This is a genomic window from Rhizobium sp. A37_96 (assembly GCF_053521765.1).
Window position 1 is genome coordinate 490,117 of the sequence record NZ_JBNWDS010000002.1, and the last position, 19,107, is coordinate 509,223.

A 19,107-nucleotide genomic window follows, 5' to 3' on the forward strand; every position below is an offset into this window, starting at 1 on the left:
GCTTTTGAAATCCGAGATGTTTCTGAAAGTCGCCTAGAGGACGCGGGAAGCGGCCTTGCCGCGCGTCTCCTCGAGGCGGCATAAAAGCATGAAGGCCGCGAGCGTCAGGCTGGCCATCAGCGTGGCGGTCAAACCAAGAACAATCATTGCTCTCTCCGTATCGACATCGAAGCTGTCTATCCCCTGTTCAGTAAGGCATGAAGCTTGCTCGTGACTTGCGATCCGTGCGCTTGCCGGCCAAGGGAATGAGTAAATAACATATAGCTAATTTAGAATTGCACTGATTGAATCCTGCCGCCGTCGGTCATTAACCTTCGGGCAAGGAATTAACCATAAATATTGAGCTTGAACGTCGGAATGGGAAAATTGTGACTCGTTCTCACCAGGCATGAAGCCGCCCCGTCGTACCGGGTCAGATCCGGTATCCATTTCATCAAACAGGTCCGCAACAGACTTTGATGAACGAGCGAGCTTCAACGCCTCGATCAGTCGATCGGCGGCGATGCGTGCCTTTTATCGCTTCTTCATTGCGCTTGGTGCGGATTATCAGCGGTTTCGCCGGCGCTTGGGCGCGCGGCAGTTCGGCGGGGACGACTTTGGCGCAGGATACGCCGTCAGATCAGGCAGGCAGGGCGCAGGCAGGCAGCCTTCGCGACCGCTTGCGTTTTGCTGGTCTCGACGCCGGGCAATGCGACATTCTGCGCCGCAACCGGCCGATGCTCGAGGCGCATCTGAAAGCCGGCCTGCGCGATCTTTTTCACCGCTTCCAGACCCTTCCGGACGCTGCGCGTCACTTTACCAGCGAAAGCCAGCTCGAACGGCTCCAGGATCTGCAGTCCTCGCACTGGGATGTGCTGACGGATGCCCGGTTCGACAGCCTCTATGCGGAGCGCGTCAAGGTTCTTTCCGACAGCGAAAGCAAGATGGGTCTGGACCCGCGCTGGCATGTGGCCGGCCATGGGGTGATGCTGGAGCATCTTCTTTCCGGCCTCCTCGACGACATGGGCGGTCGTCCGATCCTGCCGGGCAGCAAGCGCCGCGCCCGTGAGTTGAGCGAGCTCGTCACGGCCGTCGTGCGGCTGGTCATGGTCGACGTCGAGATTGCGGTATCGCTGCGCTTCAACGAATTGCGGGTCAGCCACCAGCGCGCGTTGAGCGAGCAGAGAGCTGCTGACCGCGCCGAGGCGGCGGCGATCATCGCCGAACTTGCCACCGGTCTTGCCGATCGCGATCTTACGACCCGGATGCCGACCGATTGTCCCGAAGCCTATGCCGAGGTCGCGGAAGCCTTGAATACGGCGCTTGCGGATATCCGGCAGCAATTTTCCGCTCTGTCCGGCGGCGTGCAGGCGGCCGAGGCGACCAGCGATGCCATTTCCCGCTCGTCGAAATCCCTGGCGGAAAACTCGGCCGAACAATCGCGGGCGCTGGCGGTCTCCGCGCGACACCTTGCCGAGCTTGCCGAGCAGGTGCGCGGCAATGCGGCCAATACGCGCTCGGCCGAGCGCGTGACGGCATCGACCCGCGTGGCGGCGGAAGACAGCGGCCGCATCGTCGGGCAGGCGATATCGGCCATGGCCGATATCGAGAGCTCGGCCGAAAAGATCGGCCAGATCATCGGTGTCATCGACGAGATTGCCTTCCAGACCAATCTTCTTGCCCTCAACGCAGGCATCGAGGCGGCCCGCGCGGGCGACAGCGGTCGTGGCTTTGCCGTCGTCGCGCAGGAAGTTCGGGCGCTTGCGCAGCGTTCCGCCGACGCCGCGCGCGAGATCAAGGTTCTGGTGACGGGGACCAAGGCGCAGGTGGATGCCGGCGTTCAGATGGTCGGCCGTACACAGGATGCGATCGGCAGCATCGTTCGTCAGGTGACCGATATCAACGAAGCCATCTCCGGGATCGCCGCCGCCAGCGATGAACAGGTTGCGGGCCTCAACGCGCTCACGACCGATATCGGCGGCTACAGCGCGCGCGCGGCGGCCGACGAGAGCCAGGCGAGCCGCTCGCAGGAAGGCGCCGATCATCTCCATACCGTTGTCGTCGAGCTCGGCCGGACCATCCGCGAGTTTCGTATCGAGCGCGAGCGCCGCCATGCGGCGCCCCCTGCGCCGGTCAAAGCCGCACAGCAGCGCCAGCTGCCTGCACGCGACGAGTTCAGCATCGCGCGGGACGAGGACGAGATGGCCGATTTCGGCTTTCCGCTTCGCCGGACCGCGACGGGAGGCGAGCGAAATGCCTATTGATCTTTCAGTTTCAAGTACATGCGGGCCGGTCGGCCCGATTTCAGCCAACAAGGAATGAAGCGATGGCGAGCAAGAAAGGCGAAAAGACAATCAGTCTGGCCGCGGTGCTGGACCTCAACGAGGCCTCGGCCCTTCGCGGAACGTTGATAGGGCTGCGCGGCAGCAATGTCGCGATCGATGCGTCCGGTGTCGAAAGGATCGGGACCTTGTGCGTGCAGGTCATCATGGCCGCCGCCAAGACCTGGGATGAGGACAAGCTGTCCTTCACCTTTTCCAAGGTGTCGGATGCATTTCAAAAAACGATGCAGGTGATCGGGGTGGATATCTCCCATCTGCTTGCCAAGGAGATCCGTCAATGAAGAAAAAAGTGCTGACCGTGGATGATTCACGGACCATTCGAAACATGCTTCTCGTCACCCTCAACAATGCGGGTTTCGAGACCATCCAGGCCGAAGACGGCGTCGAGGGCCTGGAAATTCTGGAAGAGGCCAATCCCGACGTCATCGTCACGGATATCAACATGCCGCGTCTTGACGGCTTCGGCTTCATCGAGGGCGTTCGCCGCAACGATCGGTATCGTGCGGTGCCGATCCTCGTGCTGACGACCGAAAGCGATGCGGAAAAAAAGAACCGCGCCCGCCAGGCCGGCGCGACCGGCTGGATCGTCAAGCCGTTCGATCCCGCCAAGCTTATCGATGCCATCGAGCGCGTAACCGCCTAAACAGGATCCACCCCTCATGGATATGAACGAAATCAAAGAGATTTTCTTCCAGGAGTGCGAAGAGCAGCTCGCCGAACTGGAATCCGGTCTCCTGAAAATGAATGATGGCGACCGTGATCCGGAAACCGTCAATGCCGTATTCCGCGCCGTTCATTCCATCAAGGGTGGGGCTGGTGCCTTCGGTCTGGACGACCTGGTCGCATTCGCGCACGTCTTCGAGACCACGCTTGATTGCGTTCGATCCAACAAGCTGGAGCCGACCCAGGATGTCCTGAAGGTCATGCTCAAGGCCGCCGACGTTCTGGCCGACCTGACCAATGCCGCGCGTGACAGCGGCAGCGTCGATCAGGCGCGCAGCCGCGGCCTGGTCAAGGAACTGGAAGCGCTGGCAAATGGCGATCTGCCCGCGCCGTCGGCCGCCGTTGCCGTTGAGGCTGCTCCCAAGCCCGCAGCGCCGGCACCGACGGACGACAGCGGCTTCCAGCCGATCCCCTTCAGCTTCGACGACGATTTCGGTGGCGATGAGCCGGCCGGCGACGGCATGCCGGAATATGAAGTCAGCTTCAAGCCGCGCTCCGATCTCTATGCCAAGGGCAACGATGCGACGCTGCTGCTGCGCGATCTCGCGCGGCATGGCGAAATGAGCATCTTTTGCGACATGGATGCCTTGCCGGGTCTACCCGACCTCGATCCGGAAGGTGCCTATTTCAAATGGGCGATCTCGATCAAGACGGACAAGGGCGAAGACGCCATTCGCACCGTCTTCGAATTTGCCGAATGGGATTGCGACCTCGATATCAGGCAGACTGAAAGCGAGGCCGGTACGGGTCGCGAAGAATTGCCGATGGTGCCCGTACCCTTCGATCTTTCGATCCTCGACGACGGCGCCGTCCCGGCTGCGGAAATCATCGAGGAGGCGCCCGCGCCGAAGAACGATGCCGCCGCTGCCATCGCCGCTGCGGAAACCGCCAGCAACGTCACTCAGCTTGCCGCCGCCGCCGCCCGCGTCGAGAAGAAGGAGGCTGCCATGGCAGCCGCCGCCGCTTCCAACGCGGCCGTCGCGCAGAACAATGCCGCCGCCGGCGTCGGTCAGACCATCCGCGTCGACCTCGACCGCGTCGATCGCCTGATCAACCTCGTGGGTGAGCTCGTCATCAACCAGGCGATGCTCTCCCAGAGCGTCATCGAGAACGACAACAACGGCACATCGTCGATCAACATGGGTCTCGAGGAGCTGCAGCAGCTCACCCGCGAAATCCAGGACAGCGTCATGGCGATCCGCGCCCAGCCGGTGAAGCCTGTCTTCCAGCGCATGTCGCGCATCGTCCGCGAAATCGCCGACATGACCGGCAAGTCGATCCGCCTGATCACCGAGGGCGAGAACACCGAGGTCGACAAGACCGTTATCGACAAGCTCGCCGAACCGCTGACGCACATGATCCGCAATGCCGTCGACCACGGCATCGAAAGCCCGGAAAAGCGCACGACGCTCGGCAAGAATCCGGAAGGCACCGTTCGCCTGACGGCAAAGCACCGTTCGGGCCGCATCCTGATCGAGCTTGCCGACGATGGCGCCGGCATCAACCGGGAGAGGGTGCGCCAGAAGGCCATCGACAACGATCTGATCGCCGCGGACGCCAACCTTTCGGATGAGGAAATCGACAACCTGATCTTCCTGCCGGGCTTCTCGACCGCCGACAAGATTTCCGACATTTCCGGCCGCGGCGTCGGCATGGACGTGGTCAAGCGCTCGATCCAGGCGCTCGGCGGCCGCATCAACATCACCTCCAAGCCGGGGCAGGGCTCTGTCTTCACGATGAGCCTGCCGCTGACGCTCGCCGTCCTCGACGGCATGGTGGTGACGGTTGCCGGCCAGACCCTGGTCGTGCCGCTGACGGCAATCGTCGAAACGCTGCAGCCGGAGGCGTCCGCCATCCATTCCTTCGGCGCGAACCATCGCCTGATCTCGATCCGCAACAGCTTCTGCCCGCTGGTCGATGTCGGCCGCATCCTGAACTTCCGCGCCACGCAGGCCAATCCGGTCGAAGGCGTCGCGCTGCTGGTGGAATCCGAGGGCGGCGGTCAGCGCGCGCTCATGGTCGATGCCATCCAGGGCCAGCGTCAGGTCGTCATCAAGAGCCTCGAGGCAAACTATACGCATGTGCCCGGCATCGCGGCGGCAACCATTCTCGGCGATGGTCGCGTCGCTTTGATCCTGGATGTCGACGCGGTGGTCGGCGCTTCGCGCGGCCAGTCGATGAAGGCTGAAATATCTTACGCAGCGGTGGGGTGAGTTTATGTCCTATGCCGTCAAGAACCTGACCCAGGGCGTCCGTGAGCTCATCGCTTTCCGGATCGGTGATCAGGAGTTCTGCGTCAACATCATGTCGGTCCGCGAAATTCGCGGCTGGACGCAGGCAACGGCCATGCCGCATGCGCCGGCCTATGTGCTCGGTGTCATCAACCTGCGTGGAGCCGTGCTGCCGATCGTCGATCTCTCCGCCCGTCTCGGCATGAAGCGGTCGGAGCCGACGCAGCGGCATGTCATCATCGTCGCACAGGTCAAGCGCAAGACGGTCGGCCTGCTTGTCGATGCGGTTTCGGACATATTGACGATCACCGACGACAGCATCCAGCCGACGCCGGAGGTCTCCTCCGATCACGAGCGGCAGTTTGCGCGCGGCATCGTGGCGATTGATCGCCGCATGATCTGCCTGATCGAACTGGAAGCCATGTTCCCTGAAAGTGAAAGCGAGGCCGCATGAGTGTGATGGGAGCAATGGATTTCAAGGCGTCTCCGGACGAGGTGCTGGCGAGCGGCGAGTATCCGCTGACCCGGCGCGACCTCTCCGAAATCGCCGCCATGATTTACTCGGATGCGGGCATTTCGCTTAACGAGAGCAAGGCATCGCTCGTCTACTCCAGGCTGTCGAAGCATATCCGTGCGTTAGGCCTCGCCGGTTTCCGTGATTACTGCCTGCTGGTTTCTTCGCCGGCGGGGAGCGCCGCGCGTCGCGAGATGCTGTCGCATCTGACGACCAATTTCACGCGCTTCTTCCGCGAAAACCACCATTTCGACCATCTGCGCGATGAGGTTCTGCCGGGCCTGCTGGCACGCGCCAAGGCCGGCGGCCGGGTGCGCATCTGGTCGGCTGCCTGCTCCGACGGGCAAGAGCCCTATTCGATAGCGCTGACGGTGCTGGCGATGATGCCCAACATCGCAGACTTCGATTTCAGGATCCTGGCGACGGATATCGATCCCAAGATCCTGGGGCTTGCTCGGGCGGGCGCCTATGACGAAACGTCGCTTGAAACGATTTCTCCCGCCATGCGCAAGCAATGGTTCCAGGACGTCACCGTTCAGGGCCGGCGCAAATTCCAGATCGACGACCGCGTCAAGCGGCTCATCACCTTCAACGAGCTGAACTTGCTGGGGCAATGGCCCTTCAAGGGCGTGTTCGACGTCATCTTCTGCCGCAACGTCGTCATCTATTTCGACGAGCCGACGCAGATGAAGATCTGGACGCGCTTTGCCAGCCAGCTGCAAGAGGGCGGCCACCTCTATATCGGCCATTCCGAGCGGGTTGCAGGCGACGCGAAGCATCTTTTCGACAATATCGGCATCACCACCTATCGCTATCTCGGCAAGAACGCGGGGAGGAAAGCATGAGCGCCGCCGCCCGTGTTCTCGTGGTCGATGATTCCCCGACCATGCGCGGCCTGATTACCGCCGTGTTGCGCGCCGATCCCGAGGTCGACGTCGTCGGTCAGGCCGGCGATGCGCTCGAGGCGCGTGCCGCCATCAAGGCGCTCAACCCCGATGTCGTCACCCTCGATATCGAGATGCCGAACATGAACGGCCTCGATTTTCTCGAAAAGATCATGACGCTCAGGCCCATGCCGGTCATCATGGTATCCACGATGACGCATCGCGGCGCCGATGCGACACTCGCGGCCCTTGAGATCGGGGCATTCGATTGCGTCGGAAAGCCCTCGCCGGGCGAACCGCATCCTTTCGGCGACCTGGCCGAGAAGGTGAAGGCGGCAGCCCGCTCGCAGCGGCAATATGTAAAGCCGGCCGCCGAGCGTGTGCCGCCGCCGGCCGTTGCCGATTTCCGTGTCGGCCGCAAGATCGTCGCCATCGGTTCGTCCACCGGCGGCGTCGAAGCGCTGATCAATGTCTTGCAGAAATTTCCGGCCAACTGCCCGCCGACCGTCATCACGCAGCATATGCCGCCGACCTTCACCCGCAGCTTCGCCGAGCGGCTGAACCGCCTTTGCGCGCCGGTCGTCCAGGAGGCGACCGATGGCGCACGGCTGGAAATCGGCAAGATCTATCTGGCGCCAGGCGGCGAACGGCACCTGCGGGTTGCCAATGCCTCCGCGCCGCATTGCCGTCTGGTAGACGGCGCGCCGGTGAACGGCCATCGCCCTTCCGTCGACGTGCTCTTTGATTCGGTTGCCGAACTGGCAGGCCGCAATGCCGTCGGCGTGATCCTGACCGGTATGGGGCGCGACGGCGCCGCCGGTCTCCTCAAGATGCGCCACGCCGGTGCGCGCACCATCGGCCAGAACGAAAAGACCTGCGTGGTCTACGGAATGCCGAGGGTCGCCCACGAGCTTGGCGCCGTCGAACATCAGTTTCCGCTGAACGCCATTGGCGAGGAAATTCTGAAGATAACAGCCGCCCGAAAGGAAGGGAGCGAATAATGTCTCTAGCGGAGAAAATCAAAGTTCTGATCGTGGACGATCAGGTCACCAGCCGCCTTCTGTTGAGTGACGCGCTGACGCAGCTCGGCTTCAAGCAGATCACGGCTGCCGGCGACGGCGAGCAGGGGATGAAGATCATGGAGCAGCAGCCCCATCATCTGGTCATCTCCGATTTCAACATGCCGAAGATGGACGGGCTCGGCCTGCTGCAGGCGGTCCGTACCAATCCGACGACGAAGAAGGCCGCCTTCATCATCCTGACGGCGCAGGGCGACCGCGCGCTGGTCCAGAAGGCGGCGCAGCTCGGCGCTAACAACGTGCTCGCCAAGCCCTTCACCATCGAGAAGATGAAAGCTGCCATCGAGGCAGTGTTCGGAGCATTAAAATGATCGTCGAGGGTGCGGCCCGTCGCGTGCATATCATTCAGGGCGAGTACAAGGTCATCAGCGACCCCGAAGTGGTGCTGACGACCATTCTCGGCTCCTGCGTGGCGGCTTGTTTGCGTGATCCCATCGCCGGCGTCGGCGGGATGAACCATTTCCTCCTCCCGGGAATGGCGAACTCGCCGATGAGCGGTGGCGATGCGACGCGTTACGGCGTGCACCTGATGGAACTTCTGATCAACGGCCTTTTGAAAAAGGGCGCAAGGCGCGACCGGCTGGAGGCGAAAGTCTTCGGCGGCGCCAAGACGATTGCAACCTTCTCCAATGTCGGCGAGCAGAATGCGGTGTTCGCCATGCAGTTCCTGAAGGACGAAGGCATACCGGTCGTCGGCTCCAGCACGGGCGGCGAGCATGGGCGCAAAGTCGAATATTGGCCGATCTCCGGAAGGGCCAGGCAATACCCGCTCACCGGCGCGGAGACGCAGAAGACCGTCGCGCTGGAGCAGCGTCCGGTCGTGGCTCCCAAGCCGGTCGACAACACGATCGAATTCTTCTGATCAGCGAGGCTACCGCATGACCCCCTTCCAGCGCGTTGAAACGGCTTCCATGGAGGAGACGCTTCCGGCCATCCTCTTGCGCATCGTTTCGGAACTGCATGACGTCGCCTACCTGATCGAACGCATTGAGCCGCAGCTGCTTGATATCAACGGCCCCAACATGATGGCTTCGCCCGAGGCGATGAAGGTCGTCCAGGGCATCGATCTCGCGGTTCAGAAGACGCGGGGCATCGCCGAATTCATCGACACCATCGCCGGAACCATGCCGGAGGGCTGGACCGTCGATCTGGCGACGGCGCTGAGCCTGGTCAAGCTGACGGAGATGCAAAGGGCGCTTGGCGGCGGCAGTTTCCATGCGCATTCGCAGCCCATGGCGAAGGCGGCCGGCGACTTCGATTTCTTCTGATCGGGTGTCCGCGACGGATACTGTTTTTCCTAGATAAAATTCTTCGTTTCTCCCGGCTTTTTCCTGCCTTTCCCGGCCGGACGAAACGCTCGCACAAGTTTCGATTTCTATTTTCGGCGCAGAGTACAAAGCCATCAGGTCTTTGACGAATCGTGCGAGAACAGAATGAATCTGTTAAATCAATTAGTTCCTCTGCTTCGGAACATTCAGAATCTCGGGAGAACGCGGCTGCTGATCCTCGGCGGCGTCGGCATAGTCTCCATGATGCTGATCCTTTTTGCAGCCCTCTACGTCAATAAGCCTTCACAGGAGACGCTTTATGTCGGCCTGGATGCGACCGATCTCAACCAGATCAGCATCGCGCTCGCAGAAGCAAAGATCAATTTCCAGGTTGGCTCGGATGGCACCAGCCTGACGGTTCCGGCGGGCATGACCGGCAAGGCCCGCGCTCTGCTTGCCGAACGTGGCCTGCCCAATAGCGGCAATGCCGGTTACGAACTGTTCGACAATGTCGGCTCTCTCGGTTTGACCTCCTTCATGCAGGAAGTCACCCGCGTCCGCGCCCTTGAGGGCGAAATCAGCCGTACCATTACCTCGATCGCCGGTATCAGTGCCGCGCGTGTCCATATCGTCATGCAGGACGTCGGCAATTTCCGGAAGGCGGACCAGAAGCCCACGGCATCCGTCATGATCCGTGCGAGCGCGGAAGCGGCCCGCAAGTCGGCTCCGGCCATTCGTCACCTCGTCGCCTCCGCGGTCCCCGGCCTCGAGGTCGACGACGTGACGATCCTCGACTCCACGGGTCAGCTGCTTGCATCCGGCGACGATCCGAGCAACGGCGCCATGAGCCGCAATCTCGGCATCGTGCAGAACGTCCAGAGCGAAGTCGAATCCAACATCAACAAGGCCCTCGCGCCCTTCCTCGGCATGGACAATTTCCGCTCCAGTGTCACGGCGCAGCTGAATACCGATAGCCAGCAGGTGCAGGAAACCACCTTCGATCCGGATTCGAAGGTCGAGCGCTCCGTCCGCACGGTGAAGGAGGCGCAAAAGTCGCAGCAGAGCCAGCCCGATAGTGCCGCGACCGTGGAGCAGAACATCCCGCAGGCGGCTCCGCAGTCCGGCGGCAATACGCCGACGTCGAACGATCAGTCCGACAAGCGCGAAGAGCAGACCAACTACGAAATCAACAGCAAGACGACGGCCACAACGCGCAGCAGCTACAAGATCGAAAAGCTGTCCATCGCCGTGGTGGTCAACAAGGGCCGCATCGCCCAGATGGTCGGCCAGGGCGCCGACCAGGCGAAGATCGACGCCTATATTGCGGAGATGCAGAAGATCGTCGCGACCGCCGCGGGCGTCGATCCGGCCCGTGGCGACGCCGTCACCGTCAATGCCATGGATTTCCTCGACAACCAGCTGCTCGAGGATACGTCTTCCAGCTTCAGCATCACCGACATGCTGAGCCGCAACATGGCCGGCATCATCAACTCGCTGGCCTTCGTCGCGGTCGCCTTCCTGATCGTCTGGATGGGCTTCCGTCCGCTGATCCGCTCGCTCGGCGGCTCGGCCAACAGCACGGAGCTGCCGGAAGCGGCGGGCCTGGAACTGCCCGACTTCGCACCGGCCGTCGGCGGCCCGGGGGCGGCCCTGATGGACGGCTTCGGCTCGGACTTCGGCTTCGACAGCACCGACGACCTGCTGACGATGGGCGACGATGGCGGCACCTTCAACCGCCGCGTCAAGGAAGGGCCGGAGCGTCGTCTCTCGCGCATGGTGGAAATCAGCGAAGAGCGCGCCGCCAAGATCCTCAGAAAATGGGCCGTCGACCAGGCAGCCTGAGACAAGGACCGGGATATCCTCCCGGTCCTTATTCGTTCTCGACATGGTGGCATGTCGGTTTCTTGGCGAAGTTGTCGACTTAACGTGTGATCAATTAGTCGCTGCCGGGAAAATTGACGTTCTCGTAAGCTGGAATTTCACGGGATAACTAATTGCTGGGCAGAAAGAATCGACTTACTAATGGTATGCCCATTGCGTAAAGCCGTTTAGTCGAAGCGAATCGGCCTGCGTTTTCCGCGTTTCTCATGTCTAACGAGTTCGCAGATTCCGGAGCGCGGAGAAATCAGTTCGATGATTGTGTCCGTGGCCGCATGTGCCAGCACGGTTGTCGATATGGAATTTAAGGATGGGTACGCTCGTCCGCCCGCCTCCGCCGGGATGTGTTTGTGTCGCGGTATAAAGATCCGGCTTGATGCCTCATCGGGAAACCCGTCGGTTTCCGAGGCGGCGTGTCGGGTTCTGATGGAACAATGCTCTCGTTGACGAATGATCGTCCAACAGCGGCAGGAAATGCAAGTATGGACATGCAGATATCGCAGGTGAGCAAGGGCGATAGGGATGCGCGGCCGATCGCGTCCACGGGAGCCATGTCACGCGAGCAGCTTATTCTGCAGCTGAATGCGGTCTCGGGCCCATCCTATTTGCAAGACGGCCTGCATGCGCTGGCGAGCTATGCCGGCGCCTCCCACTATCTTCTCGTGCGGTCCGATCTCGTCCAGGAAAGCGGCCTCGACTTCGTGATTTCCTCGGATTGGCCTTTCGACCTCGTCAGGCGCCTGGCGACGGAGCTGATCAGCGGCTACGGCCGTATCGGCGAGCTGGAGAGATGCATGGCGCTATTCCAGCCGAGCGTGGCGGCCTTGCCCGACGATATCGCTCTGCCCGACGGTGTTGGCCGGCAGTATCACATCCTGAGCTTCAACGTCGGTCGTACACGCTTTTCCTTGCTGCTGCTGGCGCGCGAATCGGTGACGCTCTCGCCCGAGCGGCTGCGGGACGTCGGCCTTCTGTCCGGCTATCTCGCCAGTTCGACGCGCTGCTTCGAAGGCAGGTTGGAGCGCGATTTCGATCTGACCGAGCGCGAACTGGAATGCCTGTTCTGGATCGCCGAAGGCAAGACGAGCGATGAGATCGCCATGATTCTCGGGATCTCGCGCAACACCATCAACAACTACATCACCAGCGTCATGCGCAAGACCGCCACCAAGACCCGCTCGGAGGCGATCGCCTTCGCGGTGCGAAACAATCTCGTTTGAAGGCCCACCGGATGCGATATCAGCCAGACAGGACGACGGATACGCCCGGCGAATCGCGGCTTACCCGTTCGGGACGGATTTCTGGCCGCTCCGATCTCTTTCCCAAGCTCGTGTCGATGCAGAAGCTGATCGATGCGCAGCATTTCGCGGTCTATCGTCTTCACGGCTCCGGCCTGCCGCACAAGCAGCGGCTGGTATGCGAACTCGACAATTGGGGATCCGCCAATTCCGTCGTCGGCAAGTCCTTCATCGAAGCCTATGGCGAGGCGCTGATCGAGCATATCGACAAATCGCTTCTTCCGCTCATGTGGAATGGACGCGACAGCGACAGCACGGCCGAAACGCCGGACTTTGCCGCCTTCACGCAGCGCCTGAAACCGCATCTCGTGCCTTTCGCCGGCGTGGCCTTTCCCGTGCGGCTGGGGGCGGTGGGCAACGGCTATATCGTTTTCACCGCAAAATTCATGGATCTGACGAGCGATATCATCGTCGAGCTCCATGGTCGCAGCTGCCAGATCATGATGGAGCTTCTGTCGCTGGACGAACGCCGCTCACAGGCGGCCGAAGCGTTGAGCGAGCGTGAGATCGCCTGCCTGCAGCTTGCCGGCGACGGGCGAATCAGCGAGGAAATCGCCGAAAAGCTGGGTCTGTCTGTGCATACCGTCAACGCCTATCTCGGATCGGCGACGATCAAGCTCGATAGCGTCAATCGTATCCAGGCAATCGCAAAGGCGATCCGCTTCGGGTACATAAGCTGACGCTGCCTCACTCGCGGCATTTGCGGCAGATGAAAGCGTCTCGAGCAGCGCAACGCGGCAGAGGCAAACGGAAAGAGCGTCTTAAGTCCCGCTTCAGCCGGACGTAAGACGCTTTCAGAATTTTCAGAATTGGAATCTGTTCAGGTTGCGTATGCCGTTTCGCCGCGGACAAGGTAGCGCGCGTCCCGCAGGCTGCGTGCGAGCAGGGCCGTGTTCTCGTCCGGATCGCCCGAAGCCTTGTCGAAGGCGATGTGGTTGATCTCGATGCCGGCATAGTGTTCCGCCAGCGCAAGCTTGGCATAGATGGTGACGCCGCGGGGCTTGATCTCCAGATCGAGCGTCACTTCCGCCGGTCCACCCCAATCAAGCTTATAGTCGCCGCCCAGTCCGAAATTGACCGTGCCGGGAAGGAAATAGAGCTCGGCCGCCGAGGCGACGAGGTCAGCCAGATTACCATATCGTTCGAAGCGCAGCAGCGAGATCAGGTCGGCCGCGTCGAGGAGGCGCAGCTCGCTTGCGACGGGGCTGATGGCTTCGGCTAGTATTTGTTCACGTTGGGCAGAGTAGGGGCATTTTTTCATATGGTTTATCTTACCCGTTTTCTATTAGACTGCCCGGCATAGATCCTATGGATGAGCTCGGCGACAGCCTTGTAAAATACTGACGGTATGACGCTATCAACCGAGACTTGCGCAAACATGGAGCGCGCGAGCGGCGGATCTTCGAAAACGGGAATATTGTTGGCCTCGGCTATCTCCCTGATCTTCAAGGCAATCAGGTCCTGGCCCTTGGCGACGACCACCGGCGCGTCGTTTTCCTCGCGCACATAGCGCAGCGCCACGGCAAAGTGAGTCGGGTTGGCGATGACGAGCGTGGCGCGCGGCACCTGCTTCATCATGCGGCGGCGCGCGCGATCGCGTGCGATCGAGCGCTGGCGCGATTTGACGATCGGGTCGCCCTGCGACTGCTTGTGTTCGTCCTTGATTTCCTGCTTGGTCATCTTCAACTGGTCGAACCAGTGGTGCCTGCTCCACAGCAGGTCGGCAATGCCGACCACGGCCGCCGCCATCAGCACGATGATCAGGATGCGCTGGATGATCGTCGAAAGGCGCACGAAGATGGTTTGCGGATCGGACACCATGGAATCGATCGCGTGGAAGAACTGGCTGCGCAGCACGAAAAACATGATGATGCCGACGAGCAGGATTTTTGCGAGCGATTTGCCGAATTCCACCATGCCGGTCGCGCTGAAGATGCGCTTGAAGCCCGACATCGGCGATATGCGCGAAAACTGCGGCCTGATTCGCTCCAGAACGGGCGTTGGCAGGTTCTGGAACATCGAGGAGCCGATGCCGAAGACGAAGAAGAGCACCACGGCCGGCAGTATCAGGTTGCCGACCTCCCAGCCGATACGCGTAAACAGCGCTATGGCGTCCGGGCCGGTCTCGAGCTGCCATTGATCCGGCTTTTCGAAGAGATCGCGCAGAACTTCGCCCATGCGGCCGATTCGCGTCGGCAGGAAGAAAGTGACGTAGATGACCGTTGCCAGCATGGAGGCAAAGAGGGTTGCTTCCCTGGAGTGAGGGACGTTGCCCTTGTCGATCGTATCGCGGAGTTTTTTCTCCGTCGGTTTTTCTGTTTTACTGTCCTTGTCTTCGTCAGCCAAAGCAGCCGCCCTTTGCGAAACGGAAAGAGGCCGCGCATCGTGCGCGGCCCGTCGCTTGTCAGTCTATGACGTTTTAGCTGAGTCGCGGCGAGTTTACGCCGCTTCTTCCACAGGCGTGTTTTCCTTGGCCTTGAGCTCGATCTGACCGGAATTGGCAAGCCGGATCGCTTCCTGGGCGATAGCGCGCCGGGCGATGGCGATTTCGCGCGGATTGATGCCGGTATTGCCCATCTGCAGATCGGATTCGATCATGCGGCGCTGGCGCGGGCTGATCGAGGAAAGCACGACCTCGCGGATTTCGTTGCTCGAACCGCGGAGCGCCATCGTGAGGATGTCGGCGGCGATGTCGTTGAGCAGCAGAACGCGGCTCGGCTGCGGCATGCGCGTGAGATCGTCGAAGAGGAAGATCTTCGGGCGAACCTTCTCGACCGATTCCTTGTTGAGCGATTCGAGCGAGCTCAGCAGGGTATCGACCTGCGGCTTGTCGAGCTCGTTCATCAGGTCGGCGACCTTCGTCGAGCCGGAAGCGTTGCGTTCGGCGTCGATCTCCGCCATCAGTCCCAGCACGCGGTTCTCGATGATCTGTGCTGCCTTGGGGCTGACGTCCTTGATGTTGACGGTCCGGTTCATGATGTCGGCGCGCTGCGCTTCGGGGAGCTGCAGCAGGATCTTCGCGCCGAAGGCCGAAGGCATCATGGAGAGCACGTAGGCGAGGGTTTGCGGATGTTCGCGCAGGAAGAACTTGGCGACGAAGACCGGATCGGCTTCGCCCAGACGGTCCCATATGGACGTCTCGTAGGCCTGGAAGGCGGTGCGGCGACCGAGCAGGCTGTCGACCTCATCGGGCGTCAGGCCTTCCTCGAGAATGCTCTCGATGGCCTTGGCGTTGTCCATGAGACCGGCGCCCTCGGTGAAGAGATCCTCGAACTCCGCCACGAGTTGCGCCAGTTCGTCCGGCGGAATGAGCCTCAGCGATTGGGCCGAGGCAATGATCATCTGCAACTCGTTCTGCGTAAAATACTTCAGCAGCCGTCCTGCGACCTGTTTTCCCATGGCGAGAAGGACGGCGGCTGCTTTTTCAGTCTGAGTCAACGGTTTCTCGGCAATCGCGCCGCTGAAATCGTCAAAGTCCATCATGGTCTTCGTCTCCATCCCGCAAGGGGGAGTGGGCTCTTCATGAGCCGGTTCAGCTTTTCTTCGTGTTGTAGATTTCAGTGAGCTTGATGCCGAATCTGGTGTCGTCATGTTCCAGAACGGTAATCTCGCCCCGGCCGATCTTGCGGCCGTTCACGGTAATCTCGACGGGTTCGCCGATCTTCTTGTCGAGCGCGATGATCGCGCCCTCGGTCAGGTTCATCAGGCCGGAGACCTGCATGCGACTGCTGCCGAGCATGATCTGGACGTCGATCGGGATATCCATGATCAGGTCGAGATTGGCGGTCAGCGCGCTGCCGGGAGCCGCGGGCGCCGCCGAAACGTCGCCGAAATCGCCGCCGTCGAAGGCCGGGCCGGCATTGTCGTCGCCGAAATCGCCAAAGGTAGACAGGCCAGTGCCCGCTTCCGCGCCGAATCCATCAGCTTCGAACTCCGGCAGACCGCCGTCGCTATCCTTCTTCAGGACGCCGCGCAGCCCGTCGATGGCTTCGTCCAATGCGGCGTCGCTGCTTGAAATGTCCAGCGATTCGTCGCTGCTTTGCTGTGTCGTCTTCGTAGCCATGAAATCACTATTCCAGTTGAAACTTGCCTCAAGCTGCCGTGGGTGCGCTCACCCGCCGGCTGGTCAATTCATCAGGTGCCGAAGAAGCTCGTCGTCGGAATTTACGTTGTCCTTGACGCGCACCGTATAATTTTCGCCAGAGCGGCCGAATTCGCAGATGTAGAGATCCTTGCTGTTGGCGCTGACCTCGACCCGGACGTCGCCATTATCCATGAAGGGGATGACATCGCCGACCGCGAGCCTGGAGATCGTGTCGAGCGTCAGCGATTCCAGCCGGATCCGCGCCTCGAGGGTCACCTGCGAGCGGCGCACCTGCTCGCTGAGCTGATCCGACCACGACTGGGAGGCCGCCGTCGGGTTCTTGGCGCGGGGCGCGCTGACGACGGTGCGAAGCAGATCGCGTTGGGGCACGATGATGACGATCTGGGAAATCGATTTGCCGAGCGCGATCGTCATCGTGATCGCGGCTGCGAAGTAGTTGCCGTCGTCGCCGACGGCTGCCGGGCGGTCTTCGATGTTATAGGGCGGATCGAGGTACGGCTCGAAGCCGCCGGATGCGTTGACGGCCGAGCGCAGCACGTTGGCGATCTTTTCGAACACCATGACGGAAAGGTCGAGCTCGATCACGGAAAGCGGCCGGGCAACGGCTGCTTCGATGTCTTCCGGGCGGGCGCCGAGCATATGTTCCATCAGCGTCATGATGAGGCCGGAGCCGCAGCCGAGCATGAAGTTGGGCGCCCAGTTGCGCAGCGAGCCGTTGACGAGGGCATGGCTGCCGCCGAGCCCGGCGACAAGGTCGTTCACGAGGCCGGACTGACAGCCGGCATAGGCGATGTTGATGTCCAGCCCGGTCTCGCTCTTGATGATATCAGGCAGGAATTCCGCATAGACCTGGGCAAAGGCGGTGCCCAGTTTTGCAAGCGTCGCCTGATCCCCGAGATTGCCGGTGAGCTTGGCAAAGAGGGTGCGGTCCATCGTCTGTGCCTTGTACGCGTATTGCTGGCTCATGATCGTCAGGCTGCCTTGCTTTCACCGCCGGGGTTCATCATTTCCTGCTCGACGGCGTCGATCGAGGGACGCTCGTAGGAGGAGATGGTCTTGCGGCCGTATTCGAGTGCGACCTGCGGCACCGATCCGTTCATGTAGGCAAGCAGCGTCTGCTTCACGATCACGTAGAGGCGGTGCTGCTTGTTGCGCACGACCTTGATCTGGGAGACCAGCGGTGCGCAGACCGAGTAGGACAGGATGATGCCGAGGAAGGTGCCGACCAGCGCCGAGCCGATGAGGTGGCCGAGCACTTCGGGTGATTCGTTGATGTGGCTCATCGCCTTGATGACGCCGAGAACGGCCGCGACGATACCGATGGCGGGGAAGGAATCGCCCATGATCGTGATCGAGTGATAGGGCTTCATCTTATCGTGCAGCATGGTGTCGAGCTCTTCGTCCATCAGCGCCTCGATCTCGTGCGAGCGGGCGTTGCCGATGATGATGAGACGGACGTAGTCGCAGATGAAGGCCGTCAGGTCCTTGTTCTTCAGAACCGTCGGAGCGGCCTTGAAGATCGTCGATTCGTCGGGATTGTCGATATGAGCTTCGATCTCGTTGCGCGACTTGGTGCGCAGGTCGCGCATCAGGGCATAGAGCACGCCGAGCGTATCGAGATAGTCGCGCTCCTTCGGCACCTTGTGGCTGAAGGCTTCCCCGAGCGCCTTGCCCGAATCCTTCACGACTTTCATCGGGTTGGCCATGATGAAGCCGCCGATGCCGGCGCCCGCGATAATGACAAACTCGAAGGGCTGGAACAGCGCGCCTACGTCTCCGCCCATAGCCATGAAGCTGCCTATGATGCAGCCGCAGGTCACTACAAATCCGATAATAATATTCATCGTCGGTCCACACCTGAACGTTGCTTCATATGATGAACTAGGGGACCTGCCTTGCGTGAGGCTGTTCGATAGGGCCTCGCCCGCCCTTTTTGCCTTGTCAGCTTCGCACAAGCATAGACCTGCAGGATAGCGGGTAAGGGCATCCATGCCCCGCTAACGAAATGTAGGAGCGCCGCGGCGTTTCCTTTCCCGTTATTCTCCAATGTCCGGAGGGCGTTGAAAATGCAGTCTGGTATCTATGTCGCGCTGTCGTCGCAGATGGCGCTCGAGCGGCGTCTGACGACAATCGCCGATAACTTGGCCAACGTGAATACGACCGGATTCCGTGGCACCGAAGTCAAGTTCGATCAGGTCCTCAGCAATACCGAAAACAAGCTCAACGCCAAGGTCGCCTTCGTCTCGCAAGGCAACGACTATCTCTCCACGGACAACGGCGAACTTCAGAATACCGGCAATCTGTTCGATTTCTCCGTCAAGGGCGACGCCTATTTCGGCATCAACACGCCGGCCGGCCTGGTGCTGACGCGCGACGGCCGTTTCACCATGACGGACAACGGCGCCCTGGTCTCGGTACGGGGCTTCCCCGTGCTCGACCCCGGCGGCGCGCCGATCCAGCTCGATCCGGCCGGCGGTGCGCCGACCGTCTCGTCCGACGGCACCATCACGCAGAGCGGCCGGCGGATGGGGCAGATCGGCCTTTACAGCGCCGATGTCGGCAAGGGGTTCCTGCGCTACGAGAACAGCGGCATCCTGCCGACCGATACGCCGCAAGCAGTGGTCGACCGTTCGAATATCGGCATCGCCCAGGGCTATCTCGAAAATTCCAACGTCAACGGCATGCGGGAAATGACCAACCTGATCGAGGTCAGCCGCGCCTTCGACAACATCAGCACGCTCACCAGCAGCAGTGAAGGCACGCTCACCGACGCCATCAAAACCCTTGGCGGCAGCCAGTAAAGAGG

At 61.2% G+C, this 19,107-nt stretch carries 20 protein-coding genes; 14 read left to right on the forward strand and 6 right to left on the reverse strand.

Going from position 1 to position 19,107, the window contains the following annotated elements; all coding sequences use genetic code 11:
* The first annotated feature begins 596 nt into the window (after positions 1–596).
* From ACQZ6J_RS08830 to visR, 13 genes are all read left to right on the forward strand, one after another.
* The gene (locus tag ACQZ6J_RS08830; protein ID WP_449083445.1) at positions 597–2,243 is read left to right on the forward strand and encodes a methyl-accepting chemotaxis protein; all 1,647 of its coding nucleotides are present in this window, start codon (positions 597–599) and stop codon (positions 2,241–2,243) included.
* A gap of 62 nt (positions 2,244–2,305) precedes the next feature.
* Positions 2,306–2,602, forward strand: coding sequence for an STAS domain-containing protein (locus tag ACQZ6J_RS08835; protein ID WP_163984722.1), 297 nt, complete (start codon positions 2,306–2,308; stop codon positions 2,600–2,602).
* A complete protein-coding gene (gene cheY1 / locus ACQZ6J_RS08840) occupies positions 2,599–2,964 on the forward strand; it encodes a chemotaxis response regulator CheY1 (protein ID WP_004128526.1) in 366 nt (121 codons plus the stop codon). Before ACQZ6J_RS08835 ends, cheY1 begins: the two co-directional genes overlap by 4 nt.
* Positions 2,965–2,980: 16 nt before the next feature.
* Complete coding sequence (locus ACQZ6J_RS08845) at positions 2,981–5,257, forward strand: chemotaxis protein CheA (RefSeq protein WP_449083448.1); 2,277 nt, start codon at positions 2,981–2,983, stop codon at positions 5,255–5,257.
* A gap of 4 nt (positions 5,258–5,261) precedes the next feature.
* On the forward strand, positions 5,262–5,729 hold the full coding sequence (locus tag ACQZ6J_RS08850) for a chemotaxis protein CheW (protein WP_163984720.1): 468 nt from the start codon (positions 5,262–5,264) through the stop codon (positions 5,727–5,729).
* On the forward strand, positions 5,726–6,634 hold the full coding sequence (locus tag ACQZ6J_RS08855; RefSeq protein WP_163984719.1) for a protein-glutamate O-methyltransferase: 909 nt from the start codon (positions 5,726–5,728) through the stop codon (positions 6,632–6,634). Before ACQZ6J_RS08850 ends, ACQZ6J_RS08855 begins: the two co-directional genes overlap by 4 nt.
* Positions 6,631–7,674 (forward strand): protein-glutamate O-methylesterase CheB, encoded by a 1,044-nt coding sequence (gene cheB / locus ACQZ6J_RS08860; RefSeq protein WP_163984718.1) that lies wholly within the window; start codon positions 6,631–6,633, stop codon positions 7,672–7,674. The genes ACQZ6J_RS08855 and cheB overlap by 4 nt, the downstream gene beginning before the upstream one ends.
* The gene (locus ACQZ6J_RS08865) at positions 7,674–8,063 is read left to right on the forward strand and encodes a response regulator (RefSeq protein ID WP_004128537.1); all 390 of its coding nucleotides are present in this window, start codon (positions 7,674–7,676) and stop codon (positions 8,061–8,063) included. The genes cheB and ACQZ6J_RS08865 overlap by 1 nt, the downstream gene beginning before the upstream one ends.
* Positions 8,060–8,614 (forward strand): chemoreceptor glutamine deamidase CheD, encoded by a 555-nt coding sequence (gene cheD, locus ACQZ6J_RS08870; protein WP_163984717.1) that lies wholly within the window; start codon positions 8,060–8,062, stop codon positions 8,612–8,614. Before ACQZ6J_RS08865 ends, cheD begins: the two co-directional genes overlap by 4 nt.
* Before the next feature lie 16 nt (positions 8,615–8,630).
* Complete coding sequence (cheT, locus tag ACQZ6J_RS08875) at positions 8,631–9,020, forward strand: chemotaxis protein CheT (protein ID WP_163984716.1); 390 nt, start codon at positions 8,631–8,633, stop codon at positions 9,018–9,020.
* A gap of 165 nt (positions 9,021–9,185) precedes the next feature.
* Positions 9,186–10,862, forward strand: coding sequence for a flagellar basal-body MS-ring/collar protein FliF (gene fliF, locus ACQZ6J_RS08880; RefSeq protein ID WP_163984715.1), 1,677 nt, complete (start codon positions 9,186–9,188; stop codon positions 10,860–10,862).
* 518 nt (positions 10,863–11,380) lie between these two features.
* Positions 11,381–12,118 carry a transcriptional regulator VisN gene (gene visN, locus ACQZ6J_RS08885; protein WP_449083453.1) on the forward strand — a complete coding sequence of 246 codons (738 nt, stop codon included), beginning with the start codon at positions 11,381–11,383 and terminating at the stop codon, positions 12,116–12,118.
* An 11-nt stretch (positions 12,119–12,129) separates the two neighbouring features.
* Complete coding sequence (visR, locus tag ACQZ6J_RS08890) at positions 12,130–12,876, forward strand: transcriptional regulator VisR (protein WP_163984713.1); 747 nt, start codon at positions 12,130–12,132, stop codon at positions 12,874–12,876.
* A 140-nt stretch (positions 12,877–13,016) separates the two neighbouring features.
* On the opposite strand, the gene ACQZ6J_RS08895 is transcribed toward visR, so the two are convergent.
* From ACQZ6J_RS08895 to motA, 6 genes are all read right to left on the reverse strand, one after another.
* Positions 13,017–13,457, reverse strand: coding sequence for a hypothetical protein (locus ACQZ6J_RS08895; RefSeq protein WP_163984712.1), 441 nt, complete (start codon positions 13,455–13,457; stop codon positions 13,017–13,019).
* A 5-nt stretch (positions 13,458–13,462) separates the two neighbouring features.
* Positions 13,463–14,542, reverse strand: coding sequence for a flagellar biosynthesis protein FlhB (gene flhB / locus ACQZ6J_RS08900; protein ID WP_163984711.1), 1,080 nt, complete (start codon positions 14,540–14,542; stop codon positions 13,463–13,465).
* Between the two features lie 93 nt (positions 14,543–14,635).
* Positions 14,636–15,679 carry a flagellar motor switch protein FliG gene (fliG, locus tag ACQZ6J_RS08905; RefSeq protein WP_163984710.1) on the reverse strand — a complete coding sequence of 348 codons (1,044 nt, stop codon included), beginning with the start codon at positions 15,677–15,679 and terminating at the stop codon, positions 14,636–14,638.
* 49 nt (positions 15,680–15,728) lie between these two features.
* Positions 15,729–16,259 (reverse strand): flagellar motor switch protein FliN, encoded by a 531-nt coding sequence (fliN, locus tag ACQZ6J_RS08910; protein ID WP_163984709.1) that lies wholly within the window; start codon positions 16,257–16,259, stop codon positions 15,729–15,731.
* A 63-nt stretch (positions 16,260–16,322) separates the two neighbouring features.
* Complete coding sequence (locus ACQZ6J_RS08915) at positions 16,323–17,267, reverse strand: FliM/FliN family flagellar motor switch protein (protein WP_449083457.1); 945 nt, start codon at positions 17,265–17,267, stop codon at positions 16,323–16,325.
* A 5-nt stretch (positions 17,268–17,272) separates the two neighbouring features.
* Positions 17,273–18,145, reverse strand: a complete 873-nt coding sequence (gene motA, locus ACQZ6J_RS08920; protein WP_113436507.1) for a flagellar motor stator protein MotA — start codon at positions 18,143–18,145, stop codon at positions 17,273–17,275.
* A gap of 222 nt (positions 18,146–18,367) precedes the next feature.
* Here motA and flgF point away from each other — a divergent pair, with 222 nt between their 5' ends.
* Positions 18,368–19,102, forward strand: a complete 735-nt coding sequence (flgF, locus tag ACQZ6J_RS08925) for a flagellar basal-body rod protein FlgF (RefSeq protein WP_449083459.1) — start codon at positions 18,368–18,370, stop codon at positions 19,100–19,102.
* Positions 19,103–19,107: the final 5 nt, after the last annotated feature.

Coding starts and splice junctions, on each gene's coding strand:
- ACQZ6J_RS08835 (WP_163984722.1), top strand. CDS start 2,306: ATGGCGAGCAAGAAAGGCGAAAAGACAATCAGTCTGGCCGCGGTGCTG.
- cheY1 (WP_004128526.1), top strand. CDS start 2,599: ATGAAGAAAAAAGTGCTGACCGTGGATGATTCACGGACCATTCGAAAC.
- ACQZ6J_RS08845 (WP_449083448.1), top strand. CDS start 2,981: ATGGATATGAACGAAATCAAAGAGATTTTCTTCCAGGAGTGCGAAGAG.
- ACQZ6J_RS08850 (WP_163984720.1), top strand. CDS start 5,262: ATGTCCTATGCCGTCAAGAACCTGACCCAGGGCGTCCGTGAGCTCATC.
- ACQZ6J_RS08855 (WP_163984719.1), top strand. CDS start 5,726: ATGAGTGTGATGGGAGCAATGGATTTCAAGGCGTCTCCGGACGAGGTG.
- cheB (WP_163984718.1), top strand. CDS start 6,631: ATGAGCGCCGCCGCCCGTGTTCTCGTGGTCGATGATTCCCCGACCATG.
- ACQZ6J_RS08865 (WP_004128537.1), top strand. CDS start 7,674: ATGTCTCTAGCGGAGAAAATCAAAGTTCTGATCGTGGACGATCAGGTC.
- cheD (WP_163984717.1), top strand. CDS start 8,060: ATGATCGTCGAGGGTGCGGCCCGTCGCGTGCATATCATTCAGGGCGAG.
- cheT (WP_163984716.1), top strand. CDS start 8,631: ATGACCCCCTTCCAGCGCGTTGAAACGGCTTCCATGGAGGAGACGCTT.
- fliF (WP_163984715.1), top strand. CDS start 9,186: ATGAATCTGTTAAATCAATTAGTTCCTCTGCTTCGGAACATTCAGAAT.
- visN (WP_449083453.1), top strand. CDS start 11,381: ATGGACATGCAGATATCGCAGGTGAGCAAGGGCGATAGGGATGCGCGG.
- visR (WP_163984713.1), top strand. CDS start 12,130: ATGCGATATCAGCCAGACAGGACGACGGATACGCCCGGCGAATCGCGG.
- ACQZ6J_RS08895 (WP_163984712.1), bottom strand. CDS start 13,457: ATGAAAAAATGCCCCTACTCTGCCCAACGTGAACAAATACTAGCCGAA.
- fliG (WP_163984710.1), bottom strand. CDS start 15,679: ATGATGGACTTTGACGATTTCAGCGGCGCGATTGCCGAGAAACCGTTG.
- fliN (WP_163984709.1), bottom strand. CDS start 16,259: ATGGCTACGAAGACGACACAGCAAAGCAGCGACGAATCGCTGGACATT.
- ACQZ6J_RS08915 (WP_449083457.1), bottom strand. CDS start 17,267: ATGAGCCAGCAATACGCGTACAAGGCACAGACGATGGACCGCACCCTC.
- motA (WP_113436507.1), bottom strand. CDS start 18,145: ATGAATATTATTATCGGATTTGTAGTGACCTGCGGCTGCATCATAGGC.
- flgF (WP_449083459.1), top strand. CDS start 18,368: ATGCAGTCTGGTATCTATGTCGCGCTGTCGTCGCAGATGGCGCTCGAG.